The sequence below is a fragment of the Klebsiella sp. LTGPAF-6F genome (assembly GCF_001753185.1).
Lineage (GTDB): Bacteria > Pseudomonadota > Gammaproteobacteria > Enterobacterales > Enterobacteriaceae > Klebsiella > Klebsiella michiganensis.
The window spans coordinates 2,855,296-2,872,139 of the sequence record NZ_CP017450.1 but is presented as its reverse complement, the minus strand read 5'-3'; the positions used below and the strand labels follow the sequence as shown (position 1 = coordinate 2,872,139).

16 protein-coding genes are annotated in these 16,844 nt (G+C 59.6%); 6 read left to right on the top strand and 10 right to left on the bottom strand.

Annotation, left to right across the window (positions count from 1 at the left end):
- Positions 1-97: 97 nt before the first annotated feature.
- From BJF97_RS13475 to BJF97_RS13450, 6 genes are all read right to left on the bottom strand, one after another.
- Positions 98-913 carry a phytanoyl-CoA dioxygenase family protein gene (locus tag BJF97_RS13475; RefSeq protein ID WP_004850413.1) on the bottom strand — a complete coding sequence of 272 codons (816 nt, stop codon included), beginning with the start codon at positions 911-913 and terminating at the stop codon, positions 98-100.
- Between the two features lie 23 nt (positions 914-936).
- On the bottom strand, positions 937-2,106 hold the full coding sequence (gene argE, locus BJF97_RS13470; protein ID WP_032693421.1) for an acetylornithine deacetylase: 1,170 nt from the start codon (positions 2,104-2,106) through the stop codon (positions 937-939).
- The gene (locus BJF97_RS13465; RefSeq protein WP_032693420.1) at positions 2,099-2,773 is read right to left on the bottom strand and encodes a DUF1028 domain-containing protein; all 675 of its coding nucleotides are present in this window, start codon (positions 2,771-2,773) and stop codon (positions 2,099-2,101) included. The genes argE and BJF97_RS13465 overlap by 8 nt, the downstream gene beginning before the upstream one ends.
- Positions 2,770-3,204 (bottom strand): RidA family protein, encoded by a 435-nt coding sequence (locus BJF97_RS13460; protein ID WP_004139129.1) that lies wholly within the window; start codon positions 3,202-3,204, stop codon positions 2,770-2,772. The genes BJF97_RS13465 and BJF97_RS13460 overlap by 4 nt, the downstream gene beginning before the upstream one ends.
- A gap of 23 nt (positions 3,205-3,227) precedes the next feature.
- Positions 3,228-4,487 (bottom strand): flavin-containing monooxygenase, encoded by a 1,260-nt coding sequence (locus BJF97_RS13455; RefSeq protein WP_014229144.1) that lies wholly within the window; start codon positions 4,485-4,487, stop codon positions 3,228-3,230.
- A 169-nt stretch (positions 4,488-4,656) separates the two neighbouring features.
- Positions 4,657-5,574, bottom strand: coding sequence for a LysR substrate-binding domain-containing protein (locus BJF97_RS13450; RefSeq protein ID WP_009653045.1), 918 nt, complete (start codon positions 5,572-5,574; stop codon positions 4,657-4,659).
- A gap of 487 nt (positions 5,575-6,061) precedes the next feature.
- Between BJF97_RS13450 and BJF97_RS13445 the strand changes: the two genes are divergently transcribed.
- Genes BJF97_RS13445 through BJF97_RS13430 form a run of 4 tightly spaced genes read left to right on the top strand, consistent with a single transcriptional unit; the run spans position 6,062 to position 10,072 of the window.
- The gene (locus BJF97_RS13445; protein WP_032693419.1) at positions 6,062-7,582 is read left to right on the top strand and encodes an amino acid ABC transporter permease/ATP-binding protein; all 1,521 of its coding nucleotides are present in this window, start codon (positions 6,062-6,064) and stop codon (positions 7,580-7,582) included.
- A 27-nt stretch (positions 7,583-7,609) separates the two neighbouring features.
- Positions 7,610-8,482, top strand: a complete 873-nt coding sequence (locus BJF97_RS13440; protein WP_014229142.1) for a phytanoyl-CoA dioxygenase family protein — start codon at positions 7,610-7,612, stop codon at positions 8,480-8,482.
- 23 nt (positions 8,483-8,505) lie between these two features.
- On the top strand, positions 8,506-9,336 hold the full coding sequence (locus BJF97_RS13435; RefSeq protein WP_032693418.1) for an ABC transporter substrate-binding protein: 831 nt from the start codon (positions 8,506-8,508) through the stop codon (positions 9,334-9,336).
- A gap of 4 nt (positions 9,337-9,340) precedes the next feature.
- On the top strand, positions 9,341-10,072 hold the full coding sequence (locus BJF97_RS13430; RefSeq protein ID WP_014838318.1) for a class II aldolase and adducin N-terminal domain-containing protein: 732 nt from the start codon (positions 9,341-9,343) through the stop codon (positions 10,070-10,072).
- Positions 10,073-10,228: 156 nt separating this feature from the next.
- Here BJF97_RS13430 and BJF97_RS13425 read toward each other — a convergent pair whose 3' ends face one another.
- On the bottom strand, positions 10,229-11,728 hold the full coding sequence (locus tag BJF97_RS13425) for an aldehyde dehydrogenase family protein (RefSeq protein WP_070082927.1): 1,500 nt from the start codon (positions 11,726-11,728) through the stop codon (positions 10,229-10,231).
- A 235-nt stretch (positions 11,729-11,963) separates the two neighbouring features.
- Between BJF97_RS13425 and feaR the strand changes: the two genes are divergently transcribed.
- Complete coding sequence (gene feaR / locus BJF97_RS13420) at positions 11,964-12,872, top strand: transcriptional regulator FeaR (RefSeq protein WP_025107961.1); 909 nt, start codon at positions 11,964-11,966, stop codon at positions 12,870-12,872.
- On the opposite strand, the gene BJF97_RS13415 is transcribed toward feaR, so the two are convergent.
- From BJF97_RS13415 to BJF97_RS13405, 3 genes are read right to left on the bottom strand one after another with little or no spacing between them, the layout of a single operon-like run.
- The gene (locus tag BJF97_RS13415; RefSeq protein ID WP_014838317.1) at positions 12,873-13,196 is read right to left on the bottom strand and encodes a YdbL family protein; all 324 of its coding nucleotides are present in this window, start codon (positions 13,194-13,196) and stop codon (positions 12,873-12,875) included. It abuts the gene before it with no gap.
- A 7-nt stretch (positions 13,197-13,203) separates the two neighbouring features.
- Positions 13,204-13,389 (bottom strand): YnbE family lipoprotein, encoded by a 186-nt coding sequence (locus tag BJF97_RS13410; RefSeq protein WP_004121063.1) that lies wholly within the window; start codon positions 13,387-13,389, stop codon positions 13,204-13,206.
- Positions 13,389-16,028, bottom strand: a complete 2,640-nt coding sequence (locus tag BJF97_RS13405; RefSeq protein ID WP_032693415.1) for a YdbH family protein — start codon at positions 16,026-16,028, stop codon at positions 13,389-13,391. The genes BJF97_RS13410 and BJF97_RS13405 overlap by 1 nt, the downstream gene beginning before the upstream one ends.
- Positions 16,029-16,223: 195 nt before the next feature.
- On the opposite strand from BJF97_RS13405, the gene BJF97_RS13400 reads away from it, so the two are divergent.
- Positions 16,224-16,721: a DedA family protein gene (locus BJF97_RS13400; protein ID WP_032693414.1), complete on the top strand. Its 498-nt coding sequence runs from the start codon at positions 16,224-16,226 to the stop codon at positions 16,719-16,721.
- The last annotated feature ends 123 nt before the right edge of the window (positions 16,722-16,844 follow it).

The window sequence follows — 16,844 nt, the reverse complement described above, 5'->3', positions numbered from 1 at the left end:
CCCTTAAAGCAAAAAATTAAGGAGCTTCAATCCCCTCAGTCAGTGAGTGAAAACCTTTCGCCGCAAGATGGGCGGGTCTTCGCCCGCCCTGCCGCCGCTACCGCGGCCAGACCTGCGGAAACTCATCGGCGACAAGCGGCTCTCCGTCGCGAAGCTTAAGCCCCGGAAACGGCGGCGACGTCACGCCGCCGCGGTCCGCGAATGTCGCATCATCCCCTACCCAACGGGCGGAAAATACCCGCCGCGCGCGGGCGGTTGAATTGCCCTTTGCCCCATGCAGCGTGCGGAAATGAAAAGCGACCGCATCGCCCGGCTCCAGCGCCCAGCTGACGATATCGTAATCCTCCTGATGGGCATCAATGTCCGGCAGCTCTTTAAAGCGCGAATGGGAATAGAGCTTTGAACCGTTAAACCGCGTTGGGCTGAACTCATCGTCCCAGCGATGGGAACCGCGAATGCAGCGCAGCGAAATCGCCTCCGCTACCGGATCGAGCGGGATCCACAGGCTGACATTCTGCCGCCCCTCCACGCAGTAATAGGGCTGATCGTGGTGCCATGGCGTTACCGTACTGCCGCCGGGCTGTTTCACCAGCGTGTGCTCGTGGAAAAACTTCGCCGTCTGCGACCCCATCAGCGCCGCGGCGATCTCCGCCGCCGGCGACTGAAAAACAAAATCGCGAAATTCCGGGATTCGTTGCCAGTTGCAATAGTCCTGAAAAAACGGCGCCGAGCCGTCCTCGGGGATCACCGTTCGCGCGTGACCGTACTCGCTGGGGTTCGCCATCAGCGCGGCGACGCCGCGCGACAGGCTCTCGATCCACGGCGTGAACACGCCTTTAAGTAGCACGACGCCGTCGGCCTGCCAGCGGTCGACGGTCTGTTGATCAATAAGCGGGGAGTTCGGGTTTTGCATAGTCGCCATCCTGTGTTGATAAATCAGCGAAGAGAATCGGAGGGATCGGCGCGCATCCAGGCGCAAAGGTTTTCCAGCATCGCCATACAGCGTTCGGTCTGGGGGATACTGATATATTCGTCCGCCTTGTGGCCCTGCGCCATGCTGCCCGGCCCGCAGATCAGCGTCGCGACGCCCGCCTCATCGAACAGGCCGCCTTCGGTGCCGTAGGCGACGGTGGTGAAATCGTCGCTGCCGCACCACTGCGCCAGCCAGCGGGCGAACTCTGACTGCGGGTCGCTCAGCAGCCCCGGATAGTGGCTCAGCGTCTGGAAATGAATATCGCTGCGCTGCGCCACCTTGCGCATCGCCGGAAGCAGCTGCTCGCGGGCATAATCGCCCAGGGCGTCGGTCACGGCCTGCGGGCGCGTGCCGGGTAAATAGCGAATTTCAAAGTCGAACCAGCAGGATTGCGGAACGATATTCAGCGCCGCGCCGCCGTGAATCGTCCCCACCTGCAGCGTGCCCGAGGGCGGCGAAAACCGGCTATCCTGCTGCTGCGCAACGCTTTCACCCAGCGCGTCCAGCCGGGAAATCAGCCTGGCCGCGTAGCTGATCGCGTTAACTCCTTCCGGGGCGTAGGCCGAGTGGCAGGCGTGCCCTTCCACGCGGCAGCGCACCGCGAGCTTGCCTTTATGGCCGTAGACCGGGCGCATGTCGGTCGGCTCGCCGATAATGCACAGCGCCGGTTTCCCGGCGGAGGCGCGGAGAAAATCCACCAGACTGCGCACGCCCAGGCAGCCAACCTCCTCATCATAAGAGAACCCCAGGTGCAGCGGCATCCGCAGCGGCGCGGCAAGAAACGCCTCCAGCGACGCCAGCACGCAGGCGATAAACCCTTTCATATCCGCGCTGCCGCGACCGTAGTAGCGCCCGTCGCGTTCGGTAAGGGCGAACGGCGGCACCGTCCACGCCTGACCATCCACCGGCACCACGTCGGTATGGCCGGAGAGCATCACCCCGCCGGGGCCGGTTGGCCCAAGGCGGGCATAGAGGTTTGCCTTGCGCCCTTCGTCGTCATAAAACAGCTGCGACGTCACGCCGCGCGCGCGCAGAAAGTCGCCGATCCAGGCAATCAGCGCCAGATTCGACTCGCGGCTGGTGGTATCAAACGCCAGCAGCGCGCCGAGGATCTCACGCACGCGGTTATTCATCGCCCGGCACCCCGTAGGTCGGCGCTTCGCGCGGGTCAAGCGCGCGGGTGATATACGCTTCCATCTGCGGCTCGTAGGCCAGCCACAGCGCTTCCAGCGCCGCTACCGGGCGTTCTTCCGCCCAGTCGACGCGTAAATCCACCACTGGCCAGGCGTAATCCTCCACGACTTTAAGCGCCGCCGAGTGCTCCGGCCCGGCTTCGCCGCCCGCATCGATACCCGCCTGCAGAGCCGCAATCAGGCGGCTGGCCAGTTCGCCGCTGGCGGCTTCGAACGCCGCCGTCATGGCGGTAATCACCTGCGGGTTGGCCAGCATATTCCCCGCCGCCACGCAGTTCTCGCCCTGCGCCAGCTGCCAGATGCCGAGCGTATGTTCGCCGCCGAACACGGCGCTCTCGCCGCTGGCGTCGATGACCGCCACCTGGCGATAATCGCTAAACCGGTCTTCGCCCAGCGCCTGCGTCAGGGCCTGCTGCGGCGTGAGCCCCGCCTCAAGCCCGGCAAGGATCTGCGGTCCGAGCGCGGGCAGCGTGATGTTCTGGCTGGACACCGCGCCAACGCCCGCCAGCAGCCACGGGCAGCGGGCGCCAACGGCAATGCTGGATGAGCTAATCGCAATGCCCAGTTGACCTGACTCCGGGCACAGGGCGGAAATAGAGAGGGTCATGGTGCCTCCTGCGCATGCCAGTCGTCAGGGATCACCGCCGTGACGTCAATTTCCATCAGCCACTGCGGCTGCGCGAGAGCCGATACCACCACGCCGGTCGAAATGGGAAACACGCCTTTGAGCCATTTCCCCACCTCCTGGTACACCGGTTCGCGGTAGCGCGGGTCGATCAGATAGGTCGTCGTTTTCACGATATGCGTCAGATCGCTGCCGGCCTCTTCCAGCAGCTGTTTAACGTTCTTCATCGCCTGTTCTGCCTGGGCGCGCGGGTCGCCCAGGCCGATCAAATTGCCGTCAAAATCGGTACCCACCTGACCGCGAACGTACACGGTATTTCCCGCGCGCACCGCCTGGCACAGATCGTTATTGAGCGTCTGATTGGGATAGGTTTCTTTGGTGTTAAACATCCGAATACGGGTATGGGTTGGCATAGGTTGCGTCCTCAAATCAGGCATTAGCAGGAAGGTTGATAGCGTTGATACTGGCGCTGAATGGCAATCTGGTCGGCGATATATTTCGCATCGTGCCAGACGCCCCAGATAAAGGTTGAGCCACGGCGGGAGAGCCACGGCAGACCGAGGAAATAGACCCCCGGTTCGCTGGCGACGCCGCGGTGGTGCTGCGGGCGCTGCTGTTCATTAAAGGCGTTGACCTTCAGCCAGCGGTAATCGGTGGTATAGCCGGTAGCCCAGATAATGCAGCTCACCCCCGCGGCTGCCAGGTCGAGCTCGGTGAGGGGCTGGGTCAGGCAATCGGGGTCGGGCAGGAAAAAGCGCGCTTCCGGCTCTTCCGGCAGCGACAGCCCGTTGCGGGCGATATACTCATCCGCGGCGTCGAGCAGCGCCAGATAGGAGGCGTCGCCAAGACGAATGTTGTCCGCCAGATCGGCACGGAAAACGGCTTTGCCCTCGGTAAAGCCGTGCGTCTGTCCGACCAGGGTAATTCCCTGGTGCGCCAGTTGGCGAAAATCAACGGTATGACCGCCGCGCGCGCCGCTGACCGCAATCGTCACGTGCTCTTTGCCGGGCTGATTGGCCGCCGCATCCCACAGCCCTAACACCCCCAGCCACCAGCAAAAATCGCGCTGGCGGTAGCGGCGCGGCGGGCGATCGTGCGCGCCAACGGAGAGCCATACCGCGCGCCCCGCCCGGCGGAGCTCATCGGCGATTTGCACGCCGGACGACCCCGCGCCAACCACCAGCACGCCGCCTTCCGGAAGCTGCTGCGGGTTGAAATAGTGTGCGGAATGAATCTGCTGTACAGCGCTATCCTGCGGCGCGATGGCCGGTATCACCGGGCGCTGGAACGGCCCGGTGGCGGCGACGATACGCTGCGCCTCAATCACGCCCAGTGACGTTTCCACGCGAAACCCCGGACGGCCGTTTAAACGCTCGGCGCTAAAGACCTCAACGCCGGTTTTGATCGGTGCATTAAAGGTTTTGGCATACGCGGCGAAGTAGTCGGCGATCTGCTCTTTGGCGACAAAGCTGTCGGCGTCGCAGCCGGGAAAGGTCATGCCGGGAAACCGATCGTGCCAGGCCGGGCCGTTGGCCACCAGCGAATCCCAGCGGCCGCTGCGCCAGGCCTCAGCGATGCGCTTTTTTTCCAGCACCAGATGCGGAATGCCGTGATGCGTCAGATGCTCGCTCATGGCGACGCCCGCCTGCCCCGCGCCTACCACCAGGGTATCGATCTCTGTAATCTGCTCTGTCATATCTGTGTCCTTCAAGCACGGTTGTCCGGCTTATCCGCCGGGATTGACAGAACTCAGGTTAAGTAAGTGTGATGAAATGGTAAATTATTATAAAACGATCGTCTGAATAGAAATTTACGAGGCTGAATAACGCGACAAGAAAATAACGCTTGCGGTCGCGTTAATTAAATTACGCGTGCTGATGCGGCGTTAATTCTATGCTGCGGCAATAATCCATAAATAGCTGCGTCGGACGCGTGGGTTCATTATTGGCAAGATGCGCCATAATTAATGTCGATGCGGGCATTTCGTCGGCAATATCCAGCTGCACCAGCTTTTCGCCGTCATAGGTCATATCGCACAGCGGACGGGTAACCAGTACCGAAAAGCCTAATCCCTGCCCGACCATACAGCGCACCATTTCTATGGACGGCGAACTGTAGGCCACTTCCGGGTGATAACCTTTCTCTTTAAATATCGAGACAAAATAGTTTTTGCTGGGGACCGCATCGAGCAAAATCATCGGTTCCCGGCTTAATTCCTGGAGCGTGACGCATTTTTTCTGCGCCAGCGGATGAGAAGCGGGCAGCAAAGCATAGGGTTTATGCGGGGCGTTCAGCAGCTCTTTATGAATGGAGTGACCCAGTTCCAGGTCGTAGACCAGCGCCAGATCGAAGCGTCCGCGGTGCAGACCGTGCATCAGTTCATGCTGTTCGCCGTCGTAGAGCTGGAGAGTAATTTCGGGATACATTTTTTTAAATCCCGCTACCAGTTTTGGCATATACAGCGGCGCGACGGATTCAAAGCAGCCGACGGAAATCGTCCCGGATACCAGCTCTTTATCCGCCCGCGAGTTCTGCTCAAACTCATAGGACAGCCGCAGCAGCTCTTTGGCTTTATCGTAGAAGCGCCGCCCGCTTGAGGTCAGGGATACGCCCTGCGCGTGGTGACGAATAAACAGCTGCTGGTCGAAGGTACTTTCGAGGTTTTTAATCGCAATAGAGATCGACGGCTGGGCAATGTGCAGCTGACGGGAAGCCTCAGCGATACTCTCCGTTTCCACCACCGTCACGAAATATTTAAGCTGTTTGAGGGTAAATCGGTTCATCGCTTCACCATTGATAAAATATTGTCTTATTACGAACGGGCTTAGTTTTACGATAAGCAGCCTGCAAGCATCGTGCCATGCCGTTTGCGCTTTACCTCGTCGGTAAATAACCGCCGTTTCTATTTAATAACCCGCCCTCTTTTTTTGCCTGATTTCGCGTATTGCACCATAAAGCATCGCCCTGCACCTTATTCGCCCGCGGCGCGCCCCAATATTGCACAAATTGTCATTTTACGAAAAATCAGGTTTAAAAATAAGGGTGATTGTTTTTAAGTTGTTTCAATGCTGTTTCTCATTAATTGCGTTAAATTCCCTGAGGTTAATATAGCTGTATAGTTTTTTTAAACTTAAAGGCCAAAAATTTACTAATTGCCACCGGTCGAAGAGTGCCAGCATAGTGTCATGGCAAGATGAACGCCGGCGGCTCCCCATATTAGAACAGGGGAATCGCCTTAATTTCCGTTAATTATGGCGAGTGAAATAGCCCATGACGTTTAACTGGAACTATATGTTAAGCCTGCTCAGCGATGTCGATTTCTGGCAGGCCACCTGGACCGTCATCAAATTAAGTTTGCTGACCTGGGCTTTCAGTATTGTGCTGGGGTTTATTCTGGCGCTGGCCAAACAGTCGCCGCGCAAGCTGTTTAACGCGCCTGCCCGCCTCTATATCTGGCTGTTTCGCAGCATGCCGCTGCTGGTGCTGCTGATTTTTGTCTACAACATGCCGCAGGCGCTACCCTCCTTCGCCCCGGTGCTGAACGACCCGTTCTGGGCCGGACTGCTGGCGATGGTGCTGAGCGAAGCCGCCTATATTGCTGAAATTCATCGCGGCGGACTGCTGTCGATTCCCAAAGGACAGAGCGAAGCCGCCCGCGCGCTCGGGCTGCGCTATGCCGGCACCCAGTGGCGTGTGGTGATCCCGCAGGCGCTGCGCGTCGCCCTGCCGGCGCTGGCTAATGAGTATATCGCCATCGTCAAGCTCAGCTCGCTGGTGTCGGTTATCTCCCTGACCGAGATCTTAATGGTCGGCCAGCGCCTCTATTCGCAGAATTTCCTCGTCATGGAGACCATGGCGGCGGTGGCGTTTTACTACATCCTGATCGTCACGGTGTTTGATTTCCTGCTTAAGCGCCTCGAGACCTGGCTCGACGTCACCCAGCGTAAGACCACGCGACCGGTGGATGAAGAAATGCAGCAGCTGGCCACCGCGCGGCGTCCGGCAACGGCCCGCAGCGTTAGCGTCGCGCAGGAACCGGCGCTACAGGCGTCAAAGCTGCATAAAGCCTATAACAATGTCGAAGTGCTGGGCGCCGTCAGCCTGCAAATTCAGCCCGGCGAAGTGGTCTCCGTCATCGGCCCGTCCGGCTCCGGTAAAACCACGCTGATCCGCCTGCTGAACGGCCTTGAGCAGATTGATAACGGCGAGATCAAAATCAACGGCCAGCCCTTTATTCACCTTGACCGGCAGGGGCAGCAGAAGCCGCGTTTTATGGAGAACAGCGAGCATCGCCAGAATATCGGCATGGTCTTCCAGAGCTTCAACCTGTTCCCCCACCTGACCGTACTCGGCAACCTGCTGCTGGCGCCGCGCTATCACCATCTGGCCAGCGAAGACGAGCTGAAGCAGCACGCCTGCGAACTGCTACATAAAGTCGGCATGCTGGAACACGCGTGGAAATATCCGCATCAGCTTTCCGGCGGCCAGCAGCAGCGGGTAGCGATTGCCCGCGCCCTGATGATGCGCCCACAAATTATGCTGTTCGATGAGCCCACCTCGGCGCTGGATCCGGTAAAAGTTAACGAGGTTCTGCAGGTTATCGAATCGCTGGCCCATGAAGGCATCACCATGGTGATCGTCACCCATGAAATGAACTTCGCCTTTAAGGTTTCCGACCGAATTGTGTTTATGGAAAAAGGGCGCGTGGTCTGCGACGACACGCCTCAGGCAATGCGCGACGGCCAGCATCCGCGCGTGGACGCCTTCCTGAAAGATGTCTCTTTGGCTTAACGCCTCCGTTCCCGAAAGGAGAAAAATATGATCGCGCAGTGGCAAATCGAACAGTTTCATCAGCAGGGTTTTCTGGTTGTCGAAGAGGTGTTTTCCGCCGAGGAAATCGCGCTGCTGCAGGCCGATTTCGACACCTGGGTCGAAGAGAGCCGACAGCATAGCGAAGTGTGGGGCGAAACCCTGGACGGTCGGCCGCGTTTCGATCTCGAAAGCGACCACGCGCCCCATCATCCGTCGCTGCGCCGGGTGAGTTCCCCCACGGAGATTTCCGCCGCCTACCGCCAGGCCGCGCTTGATTCGAGAATGGCGGCGATTGCCGGCCAGCTGATCGGCGGCAGCGGGACCCGCTTCCATCACAGCAAAATCAACTCCAAGCTGCCGCACACCGCCACGCAGGTGAAGTGGCACCAGGATTTTCTGTTTACCCCTCACAGCAACGACGACATCATCACCGCCCTGCTGATGGTCAGCGAAGTGACGCCGGAGAACGGCCCGCTCAACGTGGTGCCGGGAAGCCATCGGGGACCGCTGTGGTCCCACTGGCAAAACGATCGTTTTACCGGCGCCGTGGATCGGGAGGTTGAAGCGACCCACTGCCAGCAGCCGCAGGCCTGTTTTGGCCCGGCGGGATCGGTGTGCTTTATGCATACTCGTCTGCTCCACGCCTCCAGCCCCAATGAAACCGACCTGCCGCGGACGCTGTTTATCAGCGTCTACGCGGCGGAAGATGCCCTGCCGTACGGCGAAAATCCGCTGCCCAGCGCGCACGCCGGGCAGATGGTTGCCGGGGAAGAGAGCGGCCTGGTGCGCAGTACCGTGAATCATTTACGCCTGCCGCAAAAACCGCGCGGCGCATCCTTTTTCGTCCAGCAGGCCGGTACCGATCGCGCCAGCATGTAATTTGCCCACTCTCTGGAGGTTGTATGAAACGTTTTAAAGCTTTCCGCCCTGCTGCCCTGCTCCTTTGCACCGCTGGCGCCCTGTCGTCCTTTAGCACTCAGGCCTTCCAGCAGCCGGGGAAAATCACCGCCGGTTCGGATATGACCTTTTTCCCGTATGAATATATGGAAAACAACAAGCCCGCAGGGTTCGATATCGAGTTTCTTGCCGGGCTGGCGAAAGCTATGGGCCGCGAGGCGGTGAATATTGATACCCGGTTTCCGAATTTGATTCCGGGCTTGCAGGGGGGACGCTTCGATATCACCAACTCGTCGATGTACATCACCGCCGAGCGTCTGAAGGTTATCGATATGGTGCCCTATCTGAAAAGCGGCGAAGCGATCCTCGCGCTGAAAGGCAGCGACTATCAGCCGAAAACGCCGGAAGCGTTTTGCGGCCACAAAATTGGTTCAATGGGGGCGACGTCATGGCTGGCGCAGCTGCAAAAGCTCTCCGCTGACTACTGCGTGAAAAAGGGCCTGAAGCCGATAGCGCTCAGTGAATACACCACCGACCCGCAAACCACCCAGGCGCTGCTCTCGCGGGCGGTTGAGGCGCAAATCACCGATGCGGCGGTGGCGCGCGGCGTGATCGACAAGCTTGGCGATCGGGTGACCATCTCTTCCGAAACCTTGATCTATCCGGTGCTCAACGGCTTTGGGGTGAAAAAAGGCAATAGCGAAGTGAAAACCGCGCTGGAGGAAGGGCTGAAGAAATACAGCGCGACGCCGGAATACGCCGCGCTGCTGAAGAAATATAACTTCCAGGCGCCGACGCCAGAGGATCTGCAGACTCTGATGCCGAAAGCGGAGTAATCATATGGCCCGCTCTTATGAAGAACAGACGCGTATCGACCTGGCGGCGACCTTTCGCATCATCGCCCATCTCGGGATGCACGAAGCGGTGGCCAACCACTTTAGCGCGGCCATCTCGGCGGACGGCAAAAAATTCCTGCTGAATCCGAAGTGGAAACACTTTTCGCGCATCCGCGCCAGCGACCTGCTGCTGCTGGACGCCGATGATGAAGCCTGCGCCCGGCGAGCGGACGTGGACGCCACGGCGTGGGCGATTCACGGGCAGATCCACCAGCGCCTGCCGGAGGTGCGGGTGGTGCTGCACCTGCATCCGGTGTATACCACCAGCGTTGCTTGCCTCGAGACGCCGCATATCCCGCCGATCGATCAGAACACGGCGCGCTATTTCAATCGGGTAGCCGTCGATAGGTTATACGGCGGCATGGCGGACACCACGGCGGAAGGCGCGCGTCTGGCGTCGCTGCTGGCCGACAAGCGCCGGCTGCTGATGGGCAACCACGGCGTACTGGTGACCGCACCGTCAATTGGCGAGGCTTTCGATGATATCTGGACTCTGGAGCGCGCCTGCCAGATTCTGGTGACCGCCTGGTCAACGGGGCAGCCGCTGAAAGTGCTCTCCGCTGCGGTGGCGGAGAAAACCGCGCAGGACTGGGAGGGGATCGCCGACTTTTCACGCCAGCATTTTGCAGAGATGAAGGAGATGATGATCGACGCCGACCCGTCCTTGCTGGAGTGACGGTTTACTCCCGGAGAAAGGCGCCACCGGGCATACGGAGATGAGCCGGATTTGAGGTATCGAGGCGCGGATTTTGCCGCAGGACTGGCGACAGAATCCGCAAGTTACTCGCTTGTAGCCCCGGTAAGGCGCCAGCCGCCACCGGGGAAAAGGCGGCTAGTAGCGCACGCAAACCGACTTTGTTTCGCACCAGTCGTCCAGCCAGTCGGGGCCGAAATCGCGGCCGGTACCGGACTGCTTCATGCCGCCGAACGGCAGGTTGGCGTCGATCAGCGTATGGCTGTTAACCCACACCGTCCCCGCCTGCAGGCGATCGGTATAGCTCAGCGCCTGGCTCAGGTCGCGGGTCCAGACGCTGGCGGTCAGGCCAAAATCGCTGTCGTTGGCCAGGCGCAGCGCCTCTTCCCCGTCGGCCACGCGTACCAGGTTCACCACCGGACCGAAAACCTCTTCCCGGCTAAGGCGCAGCCCGGCGTCGGGATTAACCACCAGCGTTGGCGCAATATAGTAGCCCTGCGCATTCGGCCCCACGTTACCGCTAATCAGCTCTGCCTTCTGCTGACGGGCTTCATCAAGATAGGCCGCCACTTTTGCGCAGTGCGCCTGCGACACTACCGGGTTAATCTGGCTGCTCTCAAGCATACCGGGCCCGACCTGTAGCGACTTCACCGCCTGCTCAAAGCCGCTCACCAGCGTATCGAACAGCGGCGTTTCGATATAAATTCGCGAACTGGCGGCGCACACCTGCCCCTGATTCAGAAAGCTACCGGTCATTAATCCCTCAATAACCCACTGCGGATCGGCATCTTTCAGCACGATGGCCGGGTTCTTGCCGCCCAGCTCCAGCGTGACCCGGGTAAGGCGCTCAGTGGCCACGCGGGCAATCTGTTTACCGGTAGCGGTCGATCCGGTAAAGCTCACCTTGGCGACCTGAGGATGCGAGGTCAGCGCCGCGCCGCACCCGGCGCCGCTGCCGGTCACCACGTTAAAAACGCCGTCCGGTACGCCGGCCTCGGTTGCCAGTTCCGCTACCCGCAGCAGGGTCAGCGGCGTGGTTTCCGACGGCTTAATGACGATCGAGCAGCCAGCCGCCAGCGCGGGCATCACTTTCCACATGCCGATCATCAACGGGAAATTCCACGGCACGATCCCGGCCACCACGCCCACCGGCTCTTTTTTGGTCCACGCCTGATAGCGTGCGCCCTGCGGGAAGGGGATCGATACGTCGAGGGTGCGGCCGCTGATTTTAGTGGTCAGTCCGGCGGTATAGCGCATCCAGTTCAGTGTGCAGCCCACTTCAAAGGCGCGGGAAATGTTAATCGATTTCCCCTGTTCAAGGGTCTCCAGCTGCGCCAGCTCCTCGCCGTGCTGCTCCACCAGGTCGGCGAAGCGCAGCAGGATCCGCTCGCGGTCGGCGGGCGTCCGCCCTGCCCAGCTGCGGGAAACGAAAGCGCGCCAGGCGGACATCACCGCCCGATCGACATCCGCGGCGTTAGCATCCGCGGTGCTGGCGATAGCCTGACCGGTGGCCGGATCCCAGACGGTTAAGCGCTTTTCGCTCTCTGCCGCCTGCTGCGCACCGTCGAGATACAACCCATGCTGTCTGTCTAAAAACTGCTGCACGCTGGCGAGTAGCGCGACCTGTGATGTGGACATACCCCTTCCTTATTGTTCACGGATAGTGGTTTCAGTTTATGCCGGGGTCGCGATTCACGCTTTTTTCTCTGTGACATTCGCTGTTGCCGCTGTGACAGGCGCCGCAATTAAGTCGATGAGGCGGACAGAAAATGTGCAGCAGGTAATAGTTCTTTCATATACTCCGCCGTTGACCCTTGCCTCCGGCATCATAAGTGCAACAATGCAAAAACATTATTATTACAAGGGATGTGCGATGAGTACGGCAAATCGTGGGCAGAACTACCAGCACTGGTTAGCAAAAATCAATCAGGTCTGCGGGCAGTTTGCCGCCCGTCCGCTGGCTGATAATTTCCACGGTGAGATCGACGCCAGCTATGCCGGCGACCTGAAAGTCAGCACGGTGACCGCCTGCGGCATTAATCTTTACCGCACCCGACAAGAGATCCAGCGCGATAACGACGCCTGGTTTTATACCGTCTTCCAGCTCGCGGGCCAGGCGACGATCGAGCAGGATGGCCGCCAGGCGATGCTGGAAAGCGGCGATATCACCCTGATCGACGCGTCTCGTCCCTGTTCAATTATCTGGCAGCAAACCTCGCGTCAGGCCTCCCTGCTGCTGCCAAGATCGCTGCTGGAGCAACAGCTGCGCGGCAGTGAAATCAGCATCGCTACCCGGCTGGCGAAAAGCCTGCCGATGGTCCAGCTCAGCCAGCGCCTGCTGCATGAAAGCATGAACAGCCCTGAACTCTCGGCCAGCGAAAGCAAAGCGGCGCTGGAGGCCATCGTCTGCCTGCTGCGCCCGATGCTGCATCATCAGGAGGCCCAGCCGTCCCGGCGCGATAAGCAGTTTCAGAAAATCATGGCGTTAATCGATGAGTCGATTCAGGCGGAACATCTGCGCCCGGAGTGGCTGGCCAGCGAAACCGGCATGTCGGTGCGCAGCCTCTATCGGCTGTTTGCGGAAAAGGGGCTGGTGGTGGCGCAATATATCAAGAATCGTCGGCTCGATTTGTGCGCCCGCGCGCTGCAAAGCGCCCATGATGACGAAAAGCTGGCGGGGATCGGCTACAGCTGGGGCTTCAGCGATCATAGCCATTTTTCCACCGCCTTTAAGCAGCGCTTCGGCGTCTCGCCGGGGGAGTATCGCAAGCGCTGCCGATAGCTATTTTTTCAGCCATTTGCCGTTAAGGCCCTTCACGTACTCGCCCGGCTGCGCCCTGGCGACCAGCTTCTGACCGGCCATTTTCGCCACCTGATCCACCGGTAGATTATTGTCATCCGCCAGCTGCTGATAGCTGTCGCTGCGGGCGGCGTTGATCTGCTTCACCAGCTCAAGGGTTTCTTTATCCTGACGCAGCGGTTCAAGATAGCCGTTGAGGGTTTCGCCGACCCGCCCCTGCTGGCGAGCCTCATTCAGGGTCAGGGCCTGCGCCTGAGCGCTGAACAGCACCAGCGCCAGCGCGGCGGTTATCAGTCGTATTCTCATCATCGCCTCAGAACAGATCGCTACGGGATTTGAGCAGATTCTCAACGTCTTTATCCAGCTTGATATGAATTTCATGCTCAATTTTGACGTTCATATTGATGGTGATCGGCTCTTTCGATGCCGCGATTTCAATACGCGGCGTACAGCCCGCCAGCAGCGCGGTGGCCAGAAAGGCGGCGAATAGTTTGATCATTATTGTTGTTCCTTACAGGTATGACTGTCCTGACAGCGCGGCGCGGGCAGCCTGGCGTTCTGCTCCAGCCACGCCTGCAGATTGTCGCCGAAACGCAAGCTGCGCCACAGGTCAAAGATATTCTCTTCATGGGAGTAGTTTAAGTGCACCGTATTGCTTTTGCCTTCTACCCGGCTGGTGCCGCTAATCGTCGCCTTCAGCGTCAGCACGCCGAGGTTATCGAGGTTGATCCGCGTCCACGAGGTGGCCACTTCCATATAGCGCAGCCAGTTAATGGCCGCCCCGGCGGAGACGTTGTCAGCCACCAGCGCGTCTGCCGTGTCTTTATCAAGACGCATCGTCATCGGCCCCGGATTGCTGAACCAGCCGTCCTTGATAATCCATTTATCGTTATCCAGCCACAGCGGCAGCGCACCGTTAAACGGGCCGGACACGGCGAACTGCTTCACTTTAATCGCGCTAATTAACTCGCTGCTGGAGATATTTTGCAGACGCAGCAGCGCCGGATCGTGCTGCGGCATCCGCAGCTGCTGCATGGTCAGCTTGCCGCCGAGAATATCGACGCTGACGTTGCTCAACTGTAAAGGTGCGTCTTCACTCCAGGGATATGCGCCCTGGAGATCCGCCGTCAGATTGCGCGCGGTGAACTGGTTGACGACTTCGCCGATGCGCAGCGATACCGGATGGCGGGTGCCAAGCTGCCAGGTGGCGTCGCTAAAGCGGAACGGCAGCACAAAATCGACGCCGTTGATCTGGTTATCCGGCATCCAGGCGCTGCCGTCTTTGAGCACACCGTGACCGCCCGCCTCGAAGCCCTGTTCGGCGGCGGCAGAGAATGCCACCTGCGCGTAGAGCGTTCCCTCACGCAGGTTCATCTTCCACTCCGGCGGCACCAACGGCTGGAAAACGGTCAGCGACTGTTTTGGCCACCACGCCTCACCGCGCAGACGTTCGCCGTCCCAGCGCCCGGTAACGCGCACGGGGCCAATTTTTTGCGCATGCAGGGAGCCGCTGAACCGGAACCAGGTCGGATCGCGGCCATCAATGTTGAACTTAAGCGTTGACGGCGGCAGTTCGCTGCCGCCGCTGAAGGTGGTTTTCCCGGCATCCAGCGACAGCGCGCCGGTCAGTTTGGGATGCTGCTCATCGCGCAGCCAGTGGATCGGTTTTTCCAGCGTCAGGCGCGGGGTACTCACCAGCATGGATCCATACTGCAGCTTATCGAAACCGGTCGACAGGCTGTTGAGTACAATGGCGCTATCAACCCATTCGCCCGCGCCTTTAACATCCCAGCGCGCCTGCATCGGGGTGAAATGGCCATCGCCCCAGTAGCGCCACTGCCAGCGGCCGCGGTCGGGCATAAAGTTGTCGGCCTGGCCATCAAGATGCAGGATAAAATCCCCCATCTCCTGCTCATGGGCGCGCAGAATAGCCTGCAGGCGGCCATCAACGCCCTGTTGCGTCACTTTGACGCCCGCCAGAGGCCAGCGGATTTCATCGATATTCAACGAATCGATGACCCGCCCGCGCGAACGCAGCAGCGCGCCGGGGTGAAAATTGAGCACCGGCGCGGTAAGCGGCCCGCTCAGCTGCGCGGGCAGTCGGGCATAAAAAATCAGATCGCCGAGCTTGGCCTCGCCGGTCAGCTGTAGCGGCATGTCGCTGCTGTCCATGCTCAGCTTACCGGGGCCGATATTCAGCACGGCGTTGCCCTTCCCGGCCTGGCCCTGAGTGAGCACGTTAAGACGCCCGCTGACCTGCATCTGCTCGGTGCCCTGCTGCCAGTTGCCCAGCGAAAGCGCAACCCGGCCGCTCAACGCGTTGCCCGCGTATTCGGTGTGCCAGCGGCCATCGCTGATGACGATACGATCCGGGGTGATTTCCCACGGCAGGTCAAGCATCGGCTCCACTTCACCGCGCGGCGTGACCAGCAGCTGCCCGCGGTTCTTCTGCCACTCCAGCTCGGCATCGACAAGACCGGGAGTTTGTGGAAATTCAAAGGTGCTGAACAGGTGGCCGTCGACCGGCAAACCGTCCGGCACCAGCGGCATCTGAAACTCGCCCACCAGCTTCACCGGCGCCTGATCTTCCACCAGACGCGCGGAAAAATCGCTGACCGTCAGCGCCTGGCCGCGCAGCCGCGCCTGGAGGGTAACCTCTTTACCGGCATAGCCGATATCCTGCTGCTGCGGCGTCAGCGACATCACCAGCCGCCCCTGCCATTTCTCCCACGGCGACAGGCGCAGATTGTCAATCGTCAGCCAGCTGTAAGGGAGCATTGATTGCCATTCGGCGAGGGTTTTCGGCGCCCCCGGCGCGGCTTCGCTTTCCGGGAGCTTGTTCAGGCAGGCGCTGTTTATATCCAGCTCGCTGATATGTAAACGCCAGCGGCTGGGACGCGAGAGCGAGGCATTGGCGACGCGCGCGATTTCGCAGTCGCCGACCAGGTAGCGCAGATCCGGAATACGCAGCGCGGAGCGCGTCAGTCGCGGGCTTTCATTTAGTGAGATTCGGGTTCCCGCCGGTAGCCAGATACCTGCCAGCGTGGGCACCCAGTGGGTGAGCGTTAATAGCAAAGCCAGCGGTAGCAGCACGAGGGCTAATAATAGCGCGATGGCGGCTTTATATTTACCCTTCATGGGCAGCTAATATCCTGATTCGAAATAAGTAAAAGCCGAGAGGCCGCTATTGTGGCACGTTCGACCTGTGAGTTAAAGTTTCCATCCCGTTTAAGCGTAGTCGCCGCCATGTGATTCACCAGCCGGCTATTTAACCGGGGTTTAGTTTTCGCCTGCGACACTGGTCCACACCTGCGAACGTAAACGGATGGTGCTGTGGACTTAATTATCTCGCTGATGGAATACGCTCAGAGCCGCTATTCATTGGTATTGCTGATGGTTTTCCTGCTGACGTTCACGAAATCTTGCGCCGTTATCTCGCTGCTGATTCCCGGCACCTCCGGACTGCTGCTGTTCGGCACCCTGGCATCGGCCAGCGTCGGCCATTTTTTGTTAATGTGGATGAGCGCCAGCCTCGGCGCCATCGGCGGATTCTGGCTCTCGTGGCTGACGGGCTACCGCTACCGGCACCATCTGCATCGTATACGCTGGCTTAATGCCGAACGCCTCGCTCGCGGCCAGCTGTTCCTGCGCCGCCACGGCGCGTGGGCGGTCTTTTTTAGCCGCTTTCTCTCTCCGCTGCGCGCCACCGTACCGCTGGTCACCGGCGCCAGCGGGACCTCTCTCTGGCAGTTTCAGCTCGCTAACGTCAGTTCAGGTTTACTCTGGCCTCTGATCCTGCTGGCGCCAGGGGCGCTGAGCCTCAACTTTTAATGAAACGTATTGTCTTTTAAAGAGATTTCTTAACTCTACGATATGCTCTAGAATTAATACTATAACCTGCTGATTAAACTAGTTTTTAACATTTGTAAGATTATTTTAATTATGCTACCGTGA

Bases quoted from the DNA above. Each gene is read 5' to 3' on its own strand.
- BJF97_RS13460 (WP_004139129.1), bottom strand. From the start codon at position 3,204: ATGCCAACCCATACCCGTATTCGGATGTTTAACACCAAAGAAACCTAT.
- BJF97_RS13475 (WP_004850413.1), bottom strand. From the start codon at position 913: ATGCAAAACCCGAACTCCCCGCTTATTGATCAACAGACCGTCGACCGC.
- BJF97_RS13410 (WP_004121063.1), bottom strand. From the start codon at position 13,389: ATGATCAAACTATTCGCCGCCTTTCTGGCCACCGCGCTGCTGGCGGGC.
- BJF97_RS13435 (WP_032693418.1), top strand. From the start codon at position 8,506: ATGAAACGTTTTAAAGCTTTCCGCCCTGCTGCCCTGCTCCTTTGCACC.
- BJF97_RS13425 (WP_070082927.1), bottom strand. From the start codon at position 11,728: ATGTCCACATCACAGGTCGCGCTACTCGCCAGCGTGCAGCAGTTTTTA.
- feaR (WP_025107961.1), top strand. From the start codon at position 11,964: ATGAGTACGGCAAATCGTGGGCAGAACTACCAGCACTGGTTAGCAAAA.
- BJF97_RS13440 (WP_014229142.1), top strand. From the start codon at position 7,610: ATGATCGCGCAGTGGCAAATCGAACAGTTTCATCAGCAGGGTTTTCTG.
- BJF97_RS13450 (WP_009653045.1), bottom strand. From the start codon at position 5,574: ATGAACCGATTTACCCTCAAACAGCTTAAATATTTCGTGACGGTGGTG.
- BJF97_RS13445 (WP_032693419.1), top strand. From the start codon at position 6,062: ATGACGTTTAACTGGAACTATATGTTAAGCCTGCTCAGCGATGTCGAT.
- BJF97_RS13465 (WP_032693420.1), bottom strand. From the start codon at position 2,773: ATGACCCTCTCTATTTCCGCCCTGTGCCCGGAGTCAGGTCAACTGGGC.
- argE (WP_032693421.1), bottom strand. From the start codon at position 2,106: ATGAATAACCGCGTGCGTGAGATCCTCGGCGCGCTGCTGGCGTTTGAT.
- BJF97_RS13430 (WP_014838318.1), top strand. From the start codon at position 9,341: ATGGCCCGCTCTTATGAAGAACAGACGCGTATCGACCTGGCGGCGACC.
- BJF97_RS13455 (WP_014229144.1), bottom strand. From the start codon at position 4,487: ATGACAGAGCAGATTACAGAGATCGATACCCTGGTGGTAGGCGCGGGG.
- BJF97_RS13415 (WP_014838317.1), bottom strand. From the start codon at position 13,196: ATGAGAATACGACTGATAACCGCCGCGCTGGCGCTGGTGCTGTTCAGC.
- BJF97_RS13405 (WP_032693415.1), bottom strand. From the start codon at position 16,028: ATGAAGGGTAAATATAAAGCCGCCATCGCGCTATTATTAGCCCTCGTG.